This window comes from Chryseobacterium sp. R2A-55, assembly GCF_021401085.1.
Classification (GTDB): domain Bacteria; phylum Bacteroidota; class Bacteroidia; order Flavobacteriales; family Weeksellaceae; genus Kaistella.
Window position 1 is genome coordinate 58,122 of record NZ_JACBFP010000009.1, and the last position, 17,835, is coordinate 75,956.

Genomic DNA, 17,835 nt, shown 5'->3' on the forward strand with positions numbered 1-17,835 from the left:
AACTTTTTTTTTGACTATTTTTTAAGTCTAACATTTTATTGATTCATAATCTGTATTTTCATCATGAAACTCAAATCTTTTGCATTTTTTCTTTTTTGTTCAATTTTCGGCTTTGCCCAAAACATTCAGAACAACCCTACAAGCAATCATGGGAACAAATTCGAACAACTCGGAACAATTTTGCCTACTCCGAATGTGTACAGAACCGCTTCCGGAGCTCCTGGACATCAATATTGGCAACAACGGGCAGATTACGAAATCAATGCATATCTGGATGAAGAAAAATTGAATCTGAAAGGATCAGAAACCATTACCTATTACAATAATTCACCCGACGATTTGGAATATTTATGGCTTCAATTAGATGAAAATCAACAATCTAGTATAAAAAATGCTAATTATCAGTCTTCTTCCACTCTTCCGGAATTTTCCACCACCGACCGTTTGCGGACCACGGATTTGCCTGCAAAAGACAATGGTCTCGGTGTAAATATTGAAAAGGTGACCGATGCTTCAGGAAAGCCAATTCCTTATTACATCAATAAAACCATGATGAGAATCGATTTGCCGCAAATCCTGAAATCAAAAGAAAAAATCACTTTCAAAATCGAATGGAATTACAATATTCCCGACCGAATGAAAAACGGCGGACGGGGTGGTTATGAGTTTTTCCCGGAAGACGGCAATCATCTTTTTACGATGACGCAATGGTTTCCCAGAATGTGCGTTTATAGTGATTTCAAAGGTTGGCAAAATAATCAATTCACCGGTAGAGGAGAATTTGCACTGGTTTTCGGAAATTACAAAGTGACCATGAATGTTCCTGCAGATCATGTGGTAGCAGGAACAGGTGAATGTCAAAATTACGCAAATGTGCTCTCATCCGCACAGCTAGCACGTTATAAACAGGCGGAAAATTCAAGCGAACCAATTGAAATTGTGACCTTGGACGAAGCAAAAAAAGCGGAAAAAGTGAAGTCAAAAGAAAGAAAAACCTGGATATTCGAAGCGAAGGATGTTCGGGATTTCGCTTGGACCTCATCCAGAAAATTTATCTGGGATGGAATGCGGGTGACGATTCCTGAAAACGGAAACAAGGTAATGGCCATGAGTCTTTATCCAAAGGAAGCATATGGACTTTACCGCAAATTTTCCACGAAAGCAGTGGCACATACCATTCTGACCTACTCGGAATATACCATTCCATACCCATATCCTGTTGCACAATCGGTGGAGGCCGCAAACGGAATGGAATATCCTATGATTTGCTTCAATTTCGGAAGGACGGAGAAAGACGGAACCTATTCCGAAGGAACAAAAAATGGAATGATTGGGGTGATCATCCATGAAGTTGGACATAACTTTTTCCCCATGATCATCAATTCCGATGAAAGACAATGGAGTTGGATGGATGAAGGTCTGAATACCTTCGTGGAATACCTCACCGAAGAAAGGTGGGACAATAAATTCCCGTCAAGAAGAGGTCCCGCTCACACCATAGTTGATTATATGAAACTTCCGAAAGATCAGCTGGAACCCATTATGGTGAATTCCGAAAACATTAATCAGTTCGGTCCAAATGCCTATTCTAAACCGGCTACTGGATTGAACATTCTTCGCGAAACCATTATGGGAAGGGAGCTTTTTGACAAAGCATTTAAAACTTATGCCAAAAGATGGGCATTCAAGCATCCGGAACCTGCAGATTTTTTCCGAACTATGAATGATGCAAGTGCGGAAAACCTTGATTGGTTTTGGAGAGGGTGGTTCTATGGCATCGACCCGGTAGATATCTCCATTGACAAAGTGACAATGGCCACCCCAGAATTTGACGTGGATCCAAAACCTAGAGAAAGAAGTTATACCCTAGATAAACCGCAGATCAATAGTTTTGAAGATATTAGCAAAATCAGAAATCGCGAAGACAAAAACATCCAATTTTACACCGATGTTGACAAAGAAACCCGAGATTTCTACTGGAGATACGCCAGAGGTTTAGAAAAAGTGGATACCAATAAAAAGTACACGGTCAAGTCAGACAACACCGAAAAACCAAGCCCGGCAGATATTGAAAGATTAAAAAATATCCGGGCATATCAAATTGATTTCAGTAACAAAGGCGGCTTGGTGATGCCGATTATTTTGGAATTCACTTTTGAGGACGGAACCAAACTCAATGACAAAATCCCAGCACAAATCTGGAGAAAAGACGAAAATAAAGTTTCCAAAACTTATTATTTTGACAAAAAGTTAAAATCCATCCAGCTCGACCCGAAGCTTGAAACTGCTGATATAGACACTTCCAATAATTTTTGGGGCGAAATCGCAGTGCCGGCATCAAAATTCAACGTTTTCAAACAAAAACTGGATGGTTCGGCAAGAGGAGCAGCGAAAGGAATGGTGAATCCGATGCAGGCAAAGTAAAGACCCGATTGGTCACATGTCCCGAATTAAAGTAATTGAGTGGGGAGTGGATTAGTAATTTACGGATTTCGGGGGAAACAACTGAACAAAAAACAGAATTCCAGAACCCCTTAGTAGTTGTATTTATGTAGAAAGGATTCCAACCCAATCGATCAGAACTCCCCAGGAATTCAATATTTTAATAACAGCACTAAAAATATCAAAGTCATTTCCATCTGCGAAATGGCTTTTTTTCTGCCAAAATTTCACCATTAATAATTAAAATCTGCCATTTTTTAACTTCCATCCTGCATCTTTCATCTTCCAACTCCTTTGGCAAAGTTTTCGTGAACAAAAAGTCAACTTCAAAAACTTTATTAAAAATTAAATATTATGTCAGTAAATTTCAAACCATTATCAGACAGAGTTTTGGTGGAGCCCAATGCGGCCGAAACAACCACAGCATCAGGAATTATTATTCCGGATACGGCGAAAGAGAAACCCCAGGAAGGAACTGTTGTTGCGGTGGGGCCAGGTAAAAAGGACGAACCTACCACGGTGAAGGTGGGGGATAAAGTTCTTTATGGAAAATACTCAGGTTCAGAATTAAAACTCGACGGTAAGGATTATTTAATTGTAAGAGAGGGAGATCTTTTAGGGATTATTGGATAAAAGAATCAACCTTCAATAATCAGGAAATTCAAAAATAGAAAATCTAGACTCGCGGGTCTAGTTCTTAAAATCTAAAAATTATGGCAAAAGAAATTAAATTTGACATCGAATCAAGAGACGCACTAAAAAGAGGTGTTGATGCTCTGGCAAACGCAGTAAAAGTAACTTTGGGACCAAAAGGAAGAAATGTGGTGATCGAAAAATCTTTCGGTGCACCGCATGTGACCAAAGATGGAGTTTCCGTAGCGAAGGAAATTGAACTCGAAGACAAAGTGGAAAACATGGGGGCGCAAATGGTGAAAGAAGTGGCTTCCAAAACCAATGACATTGCAGGAGACGGAACCACAACCGCTACCGTTTTGGCACAGGCAATCGTTCGTGAAGGTCTTAAAAATGTAGCCGCCGGAGCAAATCCAATGGATTTGAAAAGAGGAATCGACAAGGCGGTTTCTGCAGTGGTGGAAAATCTGAAATCCCAATCCCAAGTTGTTGGTGATTCATCGGAGAAAATCAAACAGGTTGCAGCAATCTCCGCAAACAATGATGATACAATTGGTTCACTTATCGCAGAAGCATACGGAAAAGTTGGTAAAGAAGGCGTGATCACCGTGGAAGAGGCGAAAGGTACAGACACTACCGTTGATGTGGTGGAAGGAATGCAGTTCGACAGAGGTTATCAATCACCATATTTCGTGACCAATCCTGAAAAAATGATAGCAGAATTGGAAAATCCCTATATCCTTTTAGTAGAGAAAAAAATCTCTTCCATGAAGGAATTGCTTCCAGTGTTGGAACCGGTTGCTCAAGCGGGAAAATCACTCTTAATTATTTCCGAGGAAGTGGAAGGTGAAGCACTGGCAACTTTAGTAGTAAACAAATTGAGGGGTTCTCTGAAAATCGCTGCGGTAAAAGCGCCGGGATTCGGTGACAGAAGAAAAGCAATGTTGGAAGATATTGCCATCTTAACAGGCGGACAAGTAATCTCTGAAGAAAGAGGTTTCACCATGGAAAACGCCACTTTGGAAATGCTCGGTACTGCAGAAAAAGTAACCATCGACAAAGACAATACCACTATTGTAAACGGTGGAGGAGATGAAGCGCAGATCAAAGGTCGTGTGAACCAGATCAAAGCGCAAATGGAAACAACTACTTCGGATTACGACAGAGAAAAACTTCAGGAAAGACTGGCAAAATTAGCAGGTGGAGTTGCAGTTCTTTATGTGGGAGCCGCTTCTGAAGTGGAAATGAAGGAGAAAAAAGACAGAGTTGATGACGCGTTACATGCAACCAGAGCCGCTGTGGAAGAAGGAATCGTTGCAGGAGGTGGTGTTGCTTTGGTGAGAAGTATTTCCGCTTTGAACCTGGAAGGTGCAAACCAGGATGAGTCTACCGGAATCAAAATCGTGAAAAGAGCAATCGAAGAGCCATTAAGACAAATCGTTGAAAATGCAGGTGGTGAAGGTTCTGTGATTGTGGCAAAAGTGGCGGATGGAAACGCAGATTTTGGATACAATGCGAAAAACGACGAGTACGTGAACATGTTCGAAGCCGGAATTATCGACCCCACTAAAGTAGTCCGTGTTGCCCTTGAAAACGCTGCATCTGTTGCTGGAATGTTGTTGACCACAGAATGTGTCATCACCGAAATCAAGAAAGACGAACCAGCGATGCCGATGGGTGGCGGAATGCCGGGAATGATGTAAGAAGCGGGAAGCCGAATACAGAAACGTCATAAATTTAAATCCGTTCAGAATTTTCTGAGCGGATTTTTTTTATTACTCTGATTCCTGAAGTTTTTCATTGAGCAGCAGCAGTTTTCTAATAACTTACTGAAAGTCAAAATTCATGTCGTGACCCTTTATCGTTCGAGGAACGAAGAAATACCGATTTATTTTTTAGGGATTTGAAAATAGTTGGTCGCAGCAAAAAAATCCATTTCTTCAGAGAGGGCAAAAACTTCCATGATTTGCTGCCAACCTTCGAGAATGAAAAGAAACCTGTCTTCCCTTTTTTTTCATCCAATTGTTATAAAATGAAAAGTGGGTCTCCTCAATCAAATTTTTGAGGTTTTCTTTGATCTTTGTTTTTTCCTCCTTCCCTACAAAGTCATATTTCACAAAATAGTACAGAATTGAAAAATATTTTGTGCAACCGCAATAAAGATTATCTAAAACCACATCATTCAAATACTGGAGTGAATTTTCCCTGTCTCCTATTTTAAAGTAAGCGACAGCGCAGAGAATCTTCAAACTTTCGGCGTGACTAAGCAGGCGCTCTTCAGGCAAAATGCTGCAGTCGGGAATTTTCTGTTCGGTGTTGTTTTCAATTAGCCATTTGATTTCAGCTGTTTTATCGGTAAAGATGAGGTACTCTAAAATGACATTTTCAAAACTGAAAACGGAATGAATCGAGCCCGGAAGATAGAGTCTTCTTGAAACCAGCATCTCTGCATACACTTCCTGAAACATTTTGTCATCACCCTTAAGCCAGGAATACAGCAGCTGAACCCCAAATTTCCTTCCGGCGAAAACCATGGAGACCTCTTCTGTTACTTCTGTTTCTGCAATTTTCCGATGATAAAGTTCCATAAATTCCGGGTTTTCGGAGAGAAATGCACCCATGAACATAAAACTGTAGGCAAATATTTTCGCTTCGTTGTTTCGGTGAAATTTCAGATAATCCTGAAAATATTGCACATACGCACCTGCAATCATATCGCGCATGGGATGTTCTTCGATAAAGAATTTTCTCACCAGTGGATATTTCATCATTTTGCAATGAAGTGAAATCAACATGGTGGGAGATTCAGTAATCTGCCGGCAAAGTTTGTTACTCATGTCCCAGAAATCATCACTTTTTCCACCAAATTCGGTGAAAAAGATGTCCAGCTCATTACGGAGGAGATCTTGTTTGAAATGGGAAAAATTCTTAAAACCAGTATAAATAGCCAGCGCATCCAGCGTAAAAGTAGAAAATCCACCGTCATACTTAATGACCCCGAAAAAGCGGCGAAGCGTTTGGGAGTGCACCATATATCCCAGAGAGCTCAATTCACTTGAAAGAAAATTGCAGTCTGGAGAATTTCTGATTTCTTTTCCAAACTTTTCAGTAACTGATTTCTTGAGTTGTTGAATGTCTTTCTCTTCAATGCCCATCTCTGATGGTAGTTTTAACAAATCTACAAAAAATATTAGATTTAATTAACATTGTACAAACTTGTACAGCGGTTTTATTGGTTTTTCGATTACTTTTGTAGCCCGAAAACGCCAATGATGAGGAAGAAAAAAAAAGAACAAGAAAAGCTTAAGTAAGCAATTTTCTAATCAGCAATTCGCCAAAAGTATTGGGGAATTGTTTTTTTTTAGATGGTCTTTTGTTCATGGGCAGCTGTCATTAGGAGTAATGAGGAAACTGTGAAACTAAAATGACAAATTTTTATACCAAGTTGCAAAGGTTGCAGTAAATCAAAATCTGTAACATTCCTGAAGGGCAACTCAAACTCTGCTAGGGAATAGAATAATTGCAATTATTGCTGAAAAAATATTTCCACCATCCAAAATTAAGTACGGTAAGTTTGGCAATTTGCACAATTTCAAATGGGAGTTCATCAGGTAGAAAATAATGATGAGGTGCAAAAATAAACGATAAAACTTTCTTAAAGTCTTAAAATTGGACAAAGCTATACAGATAATTCCCTAATACGTTCCGCTTCTCAATAACCCAATAGCTTCAAAACATCTTCCGGTTTTTGTTCCTCGCGGAAAAGCGTGTAAACAAAATTCCCGTCTTCATCTTTGTCGATGAGGATATGTTTCGGCTGCGGCATCAAACAGTGGTGAACACCACCATATCCACCGATGGTTTCCTGATAAGCTCCGGTATGGAAAAACCCGATGTATAAAGGTTTTGTATCGCTGAAAACCGGGAGATAAATCGCATTCGTATGCTGTTCGGAATTATAATAATCATCAGAGTCGCAAGTCAGTCCGCCGAGAAAAACCCTTTCATAAGTGTCTTCCCACCGGTTCAATGGAAGCATAATGAAATGTCGGGAAATCGCCCAAGTGTCGGGTAAAGTGGTCATGAAAGAAGAATCGATCATGTTCCATTTTTCCCGGTCGTTCTGCCTTTTTTGGGAGATAATTTTATAGAGATGTCCGCCGCTTTCTCCCACGGTAAAACTGCCGAATTCGGTATAGATATTGGGTTCCTCCACACCTTCCTCTTCGCAGAATTTCTTGATTTGAGAAACAATTTCATTCACCATATACTGGTAATCATAATCGAAATTCAGGGATGTTTTAATCGGGAAACCCCCGCCAATATTAAGGGAATCTACTTCGGGTGCGATTTTTTTCAAACGGGCATAAACCCGGAGACATTTGTAGAGTTCGTTCCAATAATACGCTGTGTCCTTAATCCCGGTATTGATGAAAAAATGGAGCATCTTCAATCTTGCGTTGGGATGTTCTGCAATTTTTTGGCTGTAATAAGGAATGATGTCCTTGTAACCGATTCCCAATCTTGAGGTATAAAATTCGAATTTCGGTTCTTCTTCCGATGCAATTCTGATCCCGATATCGAAATTCACATCGATGCTTTCCGTCAGTTTGTCGAGTTCGCGGTAATTATCGAGGATTGGTGTGATATTCTCAAAGCCACTGTTGATTAAATCTGCGATTTTCGTCAAGTAATCATCGGTCTTAAAACCGTTGCAGATCACCTCCACATTTTTGTCAAACTTCCCTTTGTCATAAAGCGATTTCACGATGTCCATATCATACGCCGAAGACGTTTCGATGGAAATATCGTTTTTCAGCGCTTCCTCCAAAACAAAGGCAAAGTGGCTGGATTTAGTACAGTAGCAATATCGGTAGTTTTTCTTGTAGTCGTTGATTTCGAAAGCTTCTTTAAACCACGCTTTCGCACGCTGAATATTGGTGGAAATTTTCGGCAGATAATTAAATTTCAGAGGGGTGCCAAATTTTTCCACGACTTCCATCAAAGGAATTCCGTGAAAAAGAAGCTGATTTTCCGCCACATCGAATTCCTCTGTCGGGAAATAAAGGGTCTGGTCAATAAGTTCTGAATATTTAATTTTCATGGGTCAAATCGAGGTTTAATTGAATTGCAAATTTGGTGAAAAAAGTTGGGATTGGCAGATTAATTTACGGTTTTTGACTTAAGAAATGATTACAAAACAAGTCTGCTTATTTTTCCACGAAAACAATCAGGTCGCCTTTCTGAAATTCAATAGAAACGAGATCTTTGGCAGCAAAATTTCTGGTTCCAATTCTGCTGGTAATTTCCAGTTTTTCTTTATCTAAAGACCAATTCAAGCCTTTTGTGACAATGTTTTCGGCAATGGGAAAAGGATAAAGCGAAATCATTTTCCCTTTCACATTCTCTAAAACTAAATTTTTCGGTGAAAAAAAATAGGTAGAAAACTCATCGAAAAAGGTGATTTCCAATTCATCTTTAAAGTGAAAAGCAACCGTAAGATTTCCAAGGAAATGGTCCATTTCACCGCCACTGCCACCGTAAACATGAACTTGCTTAAAACCTTTTGTTTTGATGATCTCAAGGGATTTTTCAAAATCGGTTTTCTCCTGATCTGGAGTGTAGATGAATATTTCTTCATAAATTTCGTCATCATTACCCGTGTGCGAATCAAAATCTCCAGAAATAAAATCGAGTTTTTCCACTGGGAAATTTTTCTCTTTCAAGTAATGGAAAGCACCGTCAGAACAGGCGATCAAATCATAACCGTCAATTTCGGGGATGTCTTTAGGGGGAACTCCGTTGATGAAAAGTAGGGCATTTCCACCCCCAGAATTTCTTCTTAACCGAGAACAGCTTTTTGAGTCGAGGTTCTTTTTAATGTTTTTCACCGGTAAGTAAATATTTCGTTTGAATGCCCTTTTAATTTGCTCTGTCCGGAGAGAACCAGAGTGAGGATTATCGGTTGTTCGGATTCCAATATTCTTCGGTATCGTTATTTAATTTTGATACATATCTTGCCAAAACAAACAAATAGTCTGATAATCTGTTCAAATATGTAATCAGCTCCACACGAACTTCTTCAGTCTCGTTTAAGAATACCAAACTGCGTTCCGCTCTTCGGCAAATGGTTCTGCAAACGTGAAGCAAGGTCGCTGATTTCCCGCCTCCCGGAAGGATGAAATATTGCAGGGGTTCCAAATGTTTTTCCCACTCGTCAATCCAGGATTCCAGTTCTTCGATTTCTTTTTCGGAAATCATTAAGCTCAGTCTGGATTTTCCGTTCGCCAATGTCAGTCGATCAGTGGGCGTTGCAGATTCTGAACCGAGGGTGAATAAATCGAACTGGATTTTCTTAAGTTGCTTGTTTACATTTTCGTCTGTTATTTCCGATTTTGCGACTCCGATAAAGGAATTCAGTTCGTCGATATTTCCGTATGATTCCACTCTTGAGGATGCTTTTGAAACGCGGGTTCCGCCGTAAAGTGCGGTGGTTCCTTTGTCGCCGGTTTTGGTGTAGATTTTCATTTTTGAATAAATAAAAGCCAGCAAATCCCTGCTTGCAGGTCTTTACATAAGATTGATAAATAGGAGGTAAAATTACGGAAATAAATATTTGCAAAAGATTTTGACTTTAAGAAAGCTCATTCAGCACTATTTTCCACAAAACCTTATTAAAGGTCCGGAAAAAGTTGATGTGGCCGATTTCGCCTTTTGGGGATTCAGAAACTTTCACCTCGCGATAGGTTTTTTTCAAGTTGGGATAACCTCTGTTCATCAGACTTTCCATTCCTTTCATGGTCACCCACGGATCATCTTCGGCATGAATGATGAACGCTTCCTGGGTCAAGGTTTTCGAAAAATCCTCGTCAATTTTCTCGAATAGTTTGCTGGTGGATTTTCTGTTTAAGATCAGGGTTTTCCAATCATATGCGACTCCTTTGGGCAAAGATTCCCCTAAACCGAAACTGGTTGCCGGGAAATATCCTAGCAATTTAGTGCAGGCCGGAAGTGCAATTCCAAAACCGAAAATCGCAGTAAATGCCACATTCCATGGCAAATTTCCGATGTATGCGTCTTGGGTTCCAACAAAGATAAATTTCTCAAAAATCCTGGAGTCCCTGTTCATTCCGAGAATCAGTGCGCCCACGGAATGACCCAGGCAAAATTTTCGGTAATCAGCGTAGTTTTCCTGAATAAAATGGGTTAAAGTGGTGAAATCTTTTGTTCCCCAAATCCTCATGGATCCGGTGAAACCCTTCAGTTTTTCCGGTTTAGATTCATTGATTCCACGGTAATCATACGTTAATACCGTAAAACCGTGCCCTGCAAAATAATTGGCGAAAGAAAAATAGACCTGTTGTTTCACCCCGGTCGCAGAGTTGATGAGCAAGAGTTTTCCGTTTGAATGTTCTGGTTCAAAAAGTTTGACGGAAAGCGGAAAATTATCTGAAGTTTTAAGGATTAAATCTTTCATTTTTAAAGAAAATCCACTCATCAAGAAATGGATATCTGTTTTTCAAAATTAACGATTTACCTTTAGCTAAAATGAAATTTCAGTATGTGGAAAATAGGAGTTGATCAATTTTCAACCTCCACCTCAATAAATTCCGAAATGATTTTCACCGGTGAATTATTTGGGTCCACACCGATATAACTGGCGTAAAAACCTTCGCCATAACCGGTTTCGAAAGCGATGATGTTCCCCGGTTTTTCGTCATTGGGTTTCAGGAAGGCGAATTGATCTATTGCCCCGTTTTCATCAAAAAAGTGTTGATGAAAAAATTCCTCGTAAATTCCCATGAAATCGTCACCTTTTCTGTGGAAAAGCCTCTTTTCCAAATGGTTCAGTTCAGTCTGGGTTTCCAGATCCATGAAGCAGCCCATTCCGCTTTCTACCGGATATCCGAAGATTTCGCCTTCTTTTAAATCTTTTGGATGTTCTCCGGATCGGGTAGCCAGCTTCCATTCTGAAATTTCTCGGTCTGAAAAAACAATTTCTGCATATGCAACACAATTGCTGTCTCTTTCTTTATGCACAAAAACCGGAAATTCACCGATTGGGAAAGCGGTTTCAAACGCTGGCATTTCCCCTGTTGTCAATGGATCAGAAGCAACCAGTTTACCTGTTGGAAGTTCTATTTTTCCAACTTCAAATGTTTCGAGCAAAGGACTTTCAACAAAATCTTTGTTGAAAAGTTTGGCGATATTTTCGAGATGTTTCATAAAAAAGAGTATGGAGAAAAAAGCATAGAAGATAGACTACAAAAACTGCTTATTTTGTTCGTAATTTACATTGAATCATACCATTTCAGATCTTTTCGAATTCTTAAAGTGTTTTCAGTTTTTCTTCCAACAAGGCGATTTTTTCCTGTGTGTCTTTTTGCTTTTTCAGTTCAATATCTACTACATTTTGTGGGGCTCCAGCCATAAATTTATCGTTTGAAAGTTTCTTTTGAACAGACATTAGGAAACCTTTTAGATGTTGAAGTTCTTTTTCAGTTTTCCCTTTTTCTTCAGCCAAATCGATGTTTTCACTTAGTGGAATTGAAACTTCTGTCGCTCCAACTAAAAAAGTAAAACTTGGTTTGTCTATTTTTTGGCTAAAATGAATATCGGAAATATTCGCTAATTTTTTTACTAGTTCTTCATTGGAAATAGTTTCTGCATTGGTGAAAATTTCAACACTTTCTCTAGGCGAAATCCCTTTTGACTGCCGGTAATTTCTCACTCCTGAGATAATTTCTTTGGAAGTTTCAAAATCTTTAATCAATTCATTATTAAAGGTTTCAGCCTTTCTTTGTTGTGAAATCACCAAGGCGTTTTCTGGTGTTCTTTCCGAAATATTCTGCCACAATTCCTCAGATAAGAATGGCATGAACGGATGAAGCAACTTCATCAGTTCCTCGAAAAAGGAAATGGTTTGATCATAAACTTGTGGAGCAATCGGTGCGCCAAAATTGGGTTTGATGGCTTCCAGATACCACGAACAAAAATCGTCCCAAATCACTTTGTAAACCAGATGCAATGCATCAGAAATCCTGAATTTTTCGAATTGGTCACCAATTTCCACAATGGTTTTGTCCATTTGATTTCGGAACCATTCAATTGCTTGATGATCTGAATGATTGGGCTTTGTGGTTTCATCTTTTTTCCAGCCTTGAATCAGTTTGTAGGCATTCCAAATCTTGGTGGCAAAATTTCTTCCCTGCAACATCAGATCTTCATCGAAAAGCAGATCGTTTCCGGCGGCGGAGCTCAGCAAAATTCCCACACGAACGCCGTCTGCGCCGTATTTTTCAATCAATTCTATTGGATCCGGAGAATTTCCGAGTGATTTAGACATTTTTCTTCTTTGCTTATCGCGGACAATTCCCGTGAAATAAACATTTTTGAACGGAACTTCTTTTCGGTATTCCAGTCCGGCCATAATCATTCTTGCGACCCAGAAGAAAATAATATCCGGACCGGTTACCAAATCCGAAGTGGGATAATAATAGTTGATGTCTTTATTTTCTGGTTCCAGCATTCCGTCGAAGACCGAAATCGGCCATAACCAGGAAGAAAACCAAGTATCCAAAGCATCTTCATCTTGTTTGAGATCAGAAATTTCCAGATTGGAAATCTGAGACTTTTCTTTGGCTAAAGTTAAGGCTTCTTCGATGGTTTCCGCAACCACGAAATCATTTTCGCCTTCCCCAAAATAATACGCCGGAATCTGCTGTCCCCACCAAAGCTGGCGCGAAATATTCCAATCCCGGATGTTTTCCATCCAGTGTCGGTAGGTATTTTTAAACTTTTCGGGGTGGAATTTCACTTCATCATTCATCACCACATCCAATGCCGGTTTTGCCATTTCAGACATTTTCAAAAACCACTGCTGCGAAATTTTCGGTTCGATGATGGCGCCAGTTCTTTCGGAAGTTCCTACTTTATTCACATAATCTTCAGCTTTTAAGAGAAGACCTTTTTCCTCTAATTCTTTTGCAATAAGTTTTCTGACCTCGAATCGGTTTTTTCCGTTATAATGAAGTCCGTGCTGGTTTAGGTTACCGTCATCATCCAAAGAATCAATCATTGGCAGATGATGGCGTTGCCCGATTTCATAATCGTTTGTGTCATGAGCCGGCGTAATTTTCAATGCTCCGGTTCCGAATTCGATATCCACGTAATCATCTTCTATGATGGGAATCACACGGTTTGCGATGGGGACGATAACTTTTTTCCCTTTCAAATGGGTGTATCTTTCATCATTTGGATTGACACAGACCGCGGTATCTCCGAAAATCGTTTCTGGGCGTGTGGTAGCAACTGAAAGAAATTCCTCTGTTCCTTCTATTTTATATTTCAGAAAATAAAGCTTTCCATTTTGTTCTTTAAAGATGACTTCCTCGTCGGAAATATTGGTTTTCGCTTCCGGATCCCAATTGACCATTCGGTAACCTCTGTAGATCAGTCCTTTATTAAATAGGTCCACAAAGGATTTGATGACCTGTTTTGAAAGTTTCGGCTCCATCGTGAAACGGGTTCTTTCCCAATCGCAAGATGCGCCGAGTTTTTTCAGCTGTTCCAGAATGGTTCCGCCGTATTTATCAGTCCATTCCCATGCATGTTTCAGAAATTCTTCTCTGGTAATTTCGGATTTGCTGATTCCATCTTCTTTCAGTTTTGCCACCACTTTTGCTTCTGTTGCAATCGAGGCATGATCCGTTCCGGGAACCCAGCAAGCATTGAATCCCTGCATTCTGGCTCTTCGCACCAAAACATCCTGAATCGTGTTGTTCAGCATGTGTCCCATGTGGAGAATTCCGGTCACATTGGGTGGCGGAATTACTACGGTATATGGCGGCTTTTCGTTGGGTTCGGAATGAAAATAGTTATTTTCAAGCCAATAGCTGTACCATTTCTGTTCGGTTTCCTGTGGATTATATTTGTCTGAAATCTGCATACAATCTTAAATAAACATTAAAATAATGTGCAAAAATAGGGTAAATAAAATTTTTTATATGGATTAATAAAATAATTTTTAACTTTGTCTCTTAAGATTTATCAAACAACCAAAAAAAACAAATTAGGAATATGAAAAATATTTTCGCAGCTTTATTTTTAACTGCATCTTTCGCATTTGCGTCAGCACAAACAATTTCATTCGAAAAGACTACTGTGGATTATGGAACTGTGAAAAACGGTGCTGATGGCAACAGAAATTTCGTGGTAAAAAACACTGGAGACAAACCGTTGATTATTTCAAGAGTACAGCCGTCTTGCGGATGCACAGTTCCGGAATGGAGCCAGGATCCAATTATGCCTGGAAAAACAGGTCAAATCAAAGTGCATTACAACACTACGCTTACCGGACATTTTACCAAATCTATTGAAGTGTATTCCAACGATCCGGAAAACAGCCGATCAGTTGTCAATATCACCGGTACTGTGGAACCTGCCGCCACTGCTGCTGCAGAAATGAAAGCCGCCTCAGCTGATCTGGCGGTTGCACAAAAATTTGAAAGTGTACCTTCCCAAGCTACAGCTGCTGCACCGGCAAGAGCTACCATGAAAGTGAAAAAGGAAGCAAAAAATACTGCAAAAAAAGAGATCGCAAAATAATTCAATAGCGTTTTCTAAAATAATTCTCAAAAATCACTCCATTATTGGGGTGATTTTTTTATTTTTAATAAAAATTTGATGATGGATTTAGATTTTAGCGACAATTTTATGATCAATGATAAGTTTTCGATCAAAAATGTAGAAACAGAATACAAAGGAAAACTCTCGAAGGAAGATGGAATACGAATGCTGGATGAGGAGAAAGTAAAGCTCCGCGAACTGCAGGAGAAACTTTATGCGGATGGCAGCAAATCTTTGTTAATCGTTATCCAGGCGATGGATGCGGCAGGAAAAGATTCGCTGATAGAACATGTTTTCAGTGGGGTGAATCCGCAAGGTTGCGAGGTGACCAGTTTCAAGACTCCAAGTACCAAAGAATATTCCCATGATTTTTTGTGGCGGCAATATTTGGCAGTTCCGGCAAAGGGCAAAATCGGTATTTTTAACAGAAGTCATTATGAAAGCGTCTTGGTCTGCAAAGTACATCCCGAATATAATCTGAGTGAAAAAGTCTGGAAAAATGTGGAGGACTTTGATGCCAAATTCTGGGAAAACCGGTATGAAAGTATCCGGAATTTTGAGAAACATCTTGCTGAAAATGGTACCACGATCGTGAAAATGTTTCTGAATGTTTCTAAAAAAAAGCAGAAAGAAAGATTGATCGAAAGAATTGACGAACCGGAAAAAAATTGGAAATTCTCTCTGGGTGACCTCCCGGAACGCGCACTTTGGGAGAAATACATGGCGTGTTATGAGGAAGCCATCAACGAAACTTCCAGAAAACATGCGCCTTGGTTTGTGATTCCAGCAGACGACAAATGGTTTACAAGGGTCGCGGCGATCCAGATTATTATTGATGCTATGAATAGGATGAACTTAAAATATCCGGTTTTGTCCGATCAGGATCGTACTGCTTTGAAGGCTGCAAAGGATCATCTGCTTGGTGAATAATTTTTGATAAGGGGTGGTTTTGGCTATGGATATTTGGAGAGCACTACTGTTTTCGGTGATTTTTTTGATTCTGGATGCACTTTTTTATTTCGCGTTTGTATTGCCGTTTCGTTTTGATCTCCTGGATTACGAGACAAATCTGTATTCCACTTTCGAAATGCTCTCAAAAGTTTCTTTCTATGTGTTGTTTTGGTTTTTATTTTTAAGAAAACAGGTCACCTTAAATCATGCAGAAGAGAAAATTCCCAGGATAGACCATGTCTGTTCTATGGTCATGATTTCGGGTGGTTTGTTCCTGCTCAACCGCCTATTCTTTGATTTATACAGTGTCTATATTGAGCGGTATAAATTCGATTTTAAGCCAGACGATTTTCGTAATTTTGTCAATAATAACCCAATCTATTCACAGGTTTTGGGAGTCATTGGATCTTTAATTATCGCTCCGATTGGTGAGGAACTGGTCTTTCGGAAATATCTTTTTGCAAAAATGCTGAACAGATATCATGTTTGGACGGCAATGGTTTGGTCAAGTCTTTGTTTTGCACTGATTCATGTTCCCGATTATCGGAATCTGTTCCCGACTTTTCTGTTGGGATTTTTTTGTTCTTTTGCCTTTCAGCGATCGAAAAAGATACTCTATCCAATTATTTTGCATTTTCTCTATAATTTCTTCACCTATCTAAACCAAAGTTTTTTCATTGATTTCAAGATATTCATTTATGAAAACAGGTTCAATCTGTCCTATTTTTTGATCGTGATTATAGGTGTCATTTTTATTTACTCCGGATTTCTGCTTTTTAATAAGGCAATGAAGAAGGAGAAAGAGAAGTTGGAAATTTCCTGAAAAACCCACAAGAAAAACTATAAGCCGGATTCTGTTCCCCGCCGAAACGAGGCGCTTGTTATTTATCTGCGTTTTACGTTGCCGCAAAACTTGAGCTGTTTACCCCTCATCAACGGACGAGCAGCCCTTAACTGATGATATACTTAACATTGCACCGCAAAGAGTTTACCTGATTTCACTATAACTAAATATACATTCTTTCTGTTGCACTGGTCCTGATCTCGCGACCGACGGATGTTATCCGCTTTGCTGCTCTGTGGTGTCCGGACTTTCCTACCCCCGATCCCGAAACTTCGGGAGGGAATCAACAAGCCGTTTTTCTTGTGGATTGCAAAGATATGGAAAAGCGGTAAGTCTGAAGACGGAACATGAGAGAAAATCAGGAAGTTGAAAAAGTGACTAGGAGCGGAAAAATATATTTTAGAACAAAAACCAACCTCCATCGAAAGGATCAGATTCTTCAAACTGATAACAAATCTATTTTCCAGCTCTGATCTTCGGACTTTTTCCTATTTTTGAATTATGGATTATTTTAGCGTTGTTTCTTCCGTTTTGCAAAGATGGTATCTCACTTTTGCGGAGCTTACCCCAAAATTGATTGTTGGGATTTTGGTTTTCAGTTTCTTTCTTATGGCCAGCTCTTTCCTGAGCAAAGCTACAGTGAAGCTTTTTCATCGCCTTTTCCCCAAAAGCCGCAAAGCGGAGACCATGACCAATTTGGTTGGTTTCTTTCGGTTTTTGATTATCCTTTTCGGAACTTTTGTCTCTTTGGAAATCATAGGGCTCAGTGGTTTTTTCATGAAGTTACTGGGAAGTTTGGGGGTAGCTGGAATTATTGCGGGAGTTGCGCTGAAAGATTTGGTGTCGTCCATGTTTTCGGGAGTTTTGGTGGGAATTGATAAATCCTTCAAACCAGGAGATGTGGTGCAAATCAGTAATATTACCGGCACGGTGGAAGAAATCGGATTCCTGACCACGAAAATTATTGCCGATGACGGAAAGAAAGTTTACCTGCCGAATCAGTTGATTTTCAATGCTCCATTCATTAATTTTTCGGCTTCTGCGAATAGGAAAATATTCATTGATATTGAAATTCCAAACAGCCAGGATTTGGAGAAAGCCAAAGAGGTGATTTTGGATGAAGTGCGAAAGCTTGATGCTGTGGATCGGCTTAATCTTGCCCAGGTTGTATTGCTGAAGCAAAACTTCGGAGTCTTCACCATTGAGGCGCAATTTTGGATGAAACAAGGTCTGAATATTGTGCTGGTACGAAGCGAAGCTCTGCTTAAAATAAAACAGCGTTTAGATCAGGAAGAAATCCAAATGGTTAATCCCAACCAAAACCGATGAAATATTGA

14 protein-coding genes and 1 other RNA gene are annotated in these 17,835 nt (G+C 39.6%); 7 read left to right on the forward strand and 8 right to left on the reverse strand.

Translation table 11 applies throughout. The annotated features are described in order from the left end of the window. The first annotated feature begins 63 nt into the window (after positions 1 to 63). From L0951_RS10490 to groL, 3 genes are all read left to right on the forward strand, one after another. Positions 64 to 2,424 carry a M1 family metallopeptidase gene (locus L0951_RS10490; RefSeq protein ID WP_234111216.1) on the forward strand — a complete coding sequence of 787 codons (2,361 nt, stop codon included), beginning with the start codon at positions 64 to 66 and terminating at the stop codon, positions 2,422 to 2,424. 372 nt (positions 2,425 to 2,796) lie between these two features. Then, positions 2,797 to 3,075, forward strand: coding sequence for a co-chaperone GroES (gene groES / locus L0951_RS10495; protein ID WP_234111218.1), 279 nt, complete (start codon positions 2,797 to 2,799; stop codon positions 3,073 to 3,075). Between the two features lie 80 nt (positions 3,076 to 3,155). Further along, positions 3,156 to 4,778, forward strand: a complete 1,623-nt coding sequence (gene groL, locus L0951_RS10500) for a chaperonin GroEL (RefSeq protein ID WP_234111220.1) — start codon at positions 3,156 to 3,158, stop codon at positions 4,776 to 4,778. Positions 4,779 to 5,015: 237 nt separating this feature from the next. Here the strand turns inward: groL and L0951_RS10505 are convergent, their stop codons facing one another. From L0951_RS10505 to L0951_RS10535, 7 genes are all read right to left on the reverse strand, one after another. Then, complete coding sequence (locus L0951_RS10505; RefSeq protein ID WP_234111221.1) at positions 5,016 to 6,230, reverse strand: hypothetical protein; 1,215 nt, start codon at positions 6,228 to 6,230, stop codon at positions 5,016 to 5,018. Positions 6,231 to 6,787: 557 nt separating this feature from the next. Then, complete coding sequence (locus tag L0951_RS10510; protein ID WP_234111222.1) at positions 6,788 to 8,179, reverse strand: arginine decarboxylase; 1,392 nt, start codon at positions 8,177 to 8,179, stop codon at positions 6,788 to 6,790. Positions 8,180 to 8,285: 106 nt separating this feature from the next. Continuing rightward, entirely contained in the window at positions 8,286 to 8,882 is a 597-nt protein-coding gene (locus L0951_RS10515; protein WP_234111298.1) for a thiamine diphosphokinase, read from the reverse strand. Between the two features lie 151 nt (positions 8,883 to 9,033). Continuing rightward, positions 9,034 to 9,603, reverse strand: coding sequence for a cob(I)yrinic acid a,c-diamide adenosyltransferase (locus L0951_RS10520; protein ID WP_234111223.1), 570 nt, complete (start codon positions 9,601 to 9,603; stop codon positions 9,034 to 9,036). 106 nt (positions 9,604 to 9,709) lie between these two features. Continuing rightward, positions 9,710 to 10,552 (reverse strand): serine aminopeptidase domain-containing protein, encoded by an 843-nt coding sequence (locus L0951_RS10525; protein ID WP_234111224.1) that lies wholly within the window; start codon positions 10,550 to 10,552, stop codon positions 9,710 to 9,712. A gap of 104 nt (positions 10,553 to 10,656) precedes the next feature. Further along, on the reverse strand, positions 10,657 to 11,301 hold the full coding sequence (locus L0951_RS10530; protein WP_234111225.1) for a DUF4241 domain-containing protein: 645 nt from the start codon (positions 11,299 to 11,301) through the stop codon (positions 10,657 to 10,659). A 103-nt stretch (positions 11,302 to 11,404) separates the two neighbouring features. Further along, a complete protein-coding gene (locus tag L0951_RS10535; protein ID WP_234111226.1) occupies positions 11,405 to 14,023 on the reverse strand; it encodes a valine--tRNA ligase in 2,619 nt (872 codons plus the stop codon). A 131-nt stretch (positions 14,024 to 14,154) separates the two neighbouring features. Here L0951_RS10535 and L0951_RS10540 point away from each other — a divergent pair, with 131 nt between their 5' ends. The 3 genes from L0951_RS10540 (at position 14,155) to L0951_RS10550 (ending at position 16,477) form a co-directional block, all read left to right on the forward strand. Next, positions 14,155 to 14,682 carry a DUF1573 domain-containing protein gene (locus L0951_RS10540; RefSeq protein WP_234111227.1) on the forward strand — a complete coding sequence of 176 codons (528 nt, stop codon included), beginning with the start codon at positions 14,155 to 14,157 and terminating at the stop codon, positions 14,680 to 14,682. Between the two features lie 81 nt (positions 14,683 to 14,763). After that, a complete protein-coding gene (locus tag L0951_RS10545; protein ID WP_234111299.1) occupies positions 14,764 to 15,633 on the forward strand; it encodes a PPK2 family polyphosphate kinase in 870 nt (289 codons plus the stop codon). Positions 15,634 to 15,658: 25 nt separating this feature from the next. Next, positions 15,659 to 16,477, forward strand: coding sequence for a CPBP family intramembrane glutamic endopeptidase (locus L0951_RS10550; protein ID WP_234111228.1), 819 nt, complete (start codon positions 15,659 to 15,661; stop codon positions 16,475 to 16,477). Between the two features lie 4 nt (positions 16,478 to 16,481). Here the strand turns inward: L0951_RS10550 and rnpB are convergent. After that, an RNA gene (rnpB, locus tag L0951_RS10555) (RNase P RNA component class A) lies at positions 16,482 to 16,801 on the reverse strand. A 198-nt stretch (positions 16,802 to 16,999) separates the two neighbouring features. On the opposite strand from rnpB, the gene L0951_RS10560 reads away from it, so the two are divergent. Next, complete coding sequence (locus tag L0951_RS10560; RefSeq protein WP_234111229.1) at positions 17,000 to 17,827, forward strand: mechanosensitive ion channel family protein; 828 nt, start codon at positions 17,000 to 17,002, stop codon at positions 17,825 to 17,827. Positions 17,828 to 17,835: the final 8 nt, after the last annotated feature.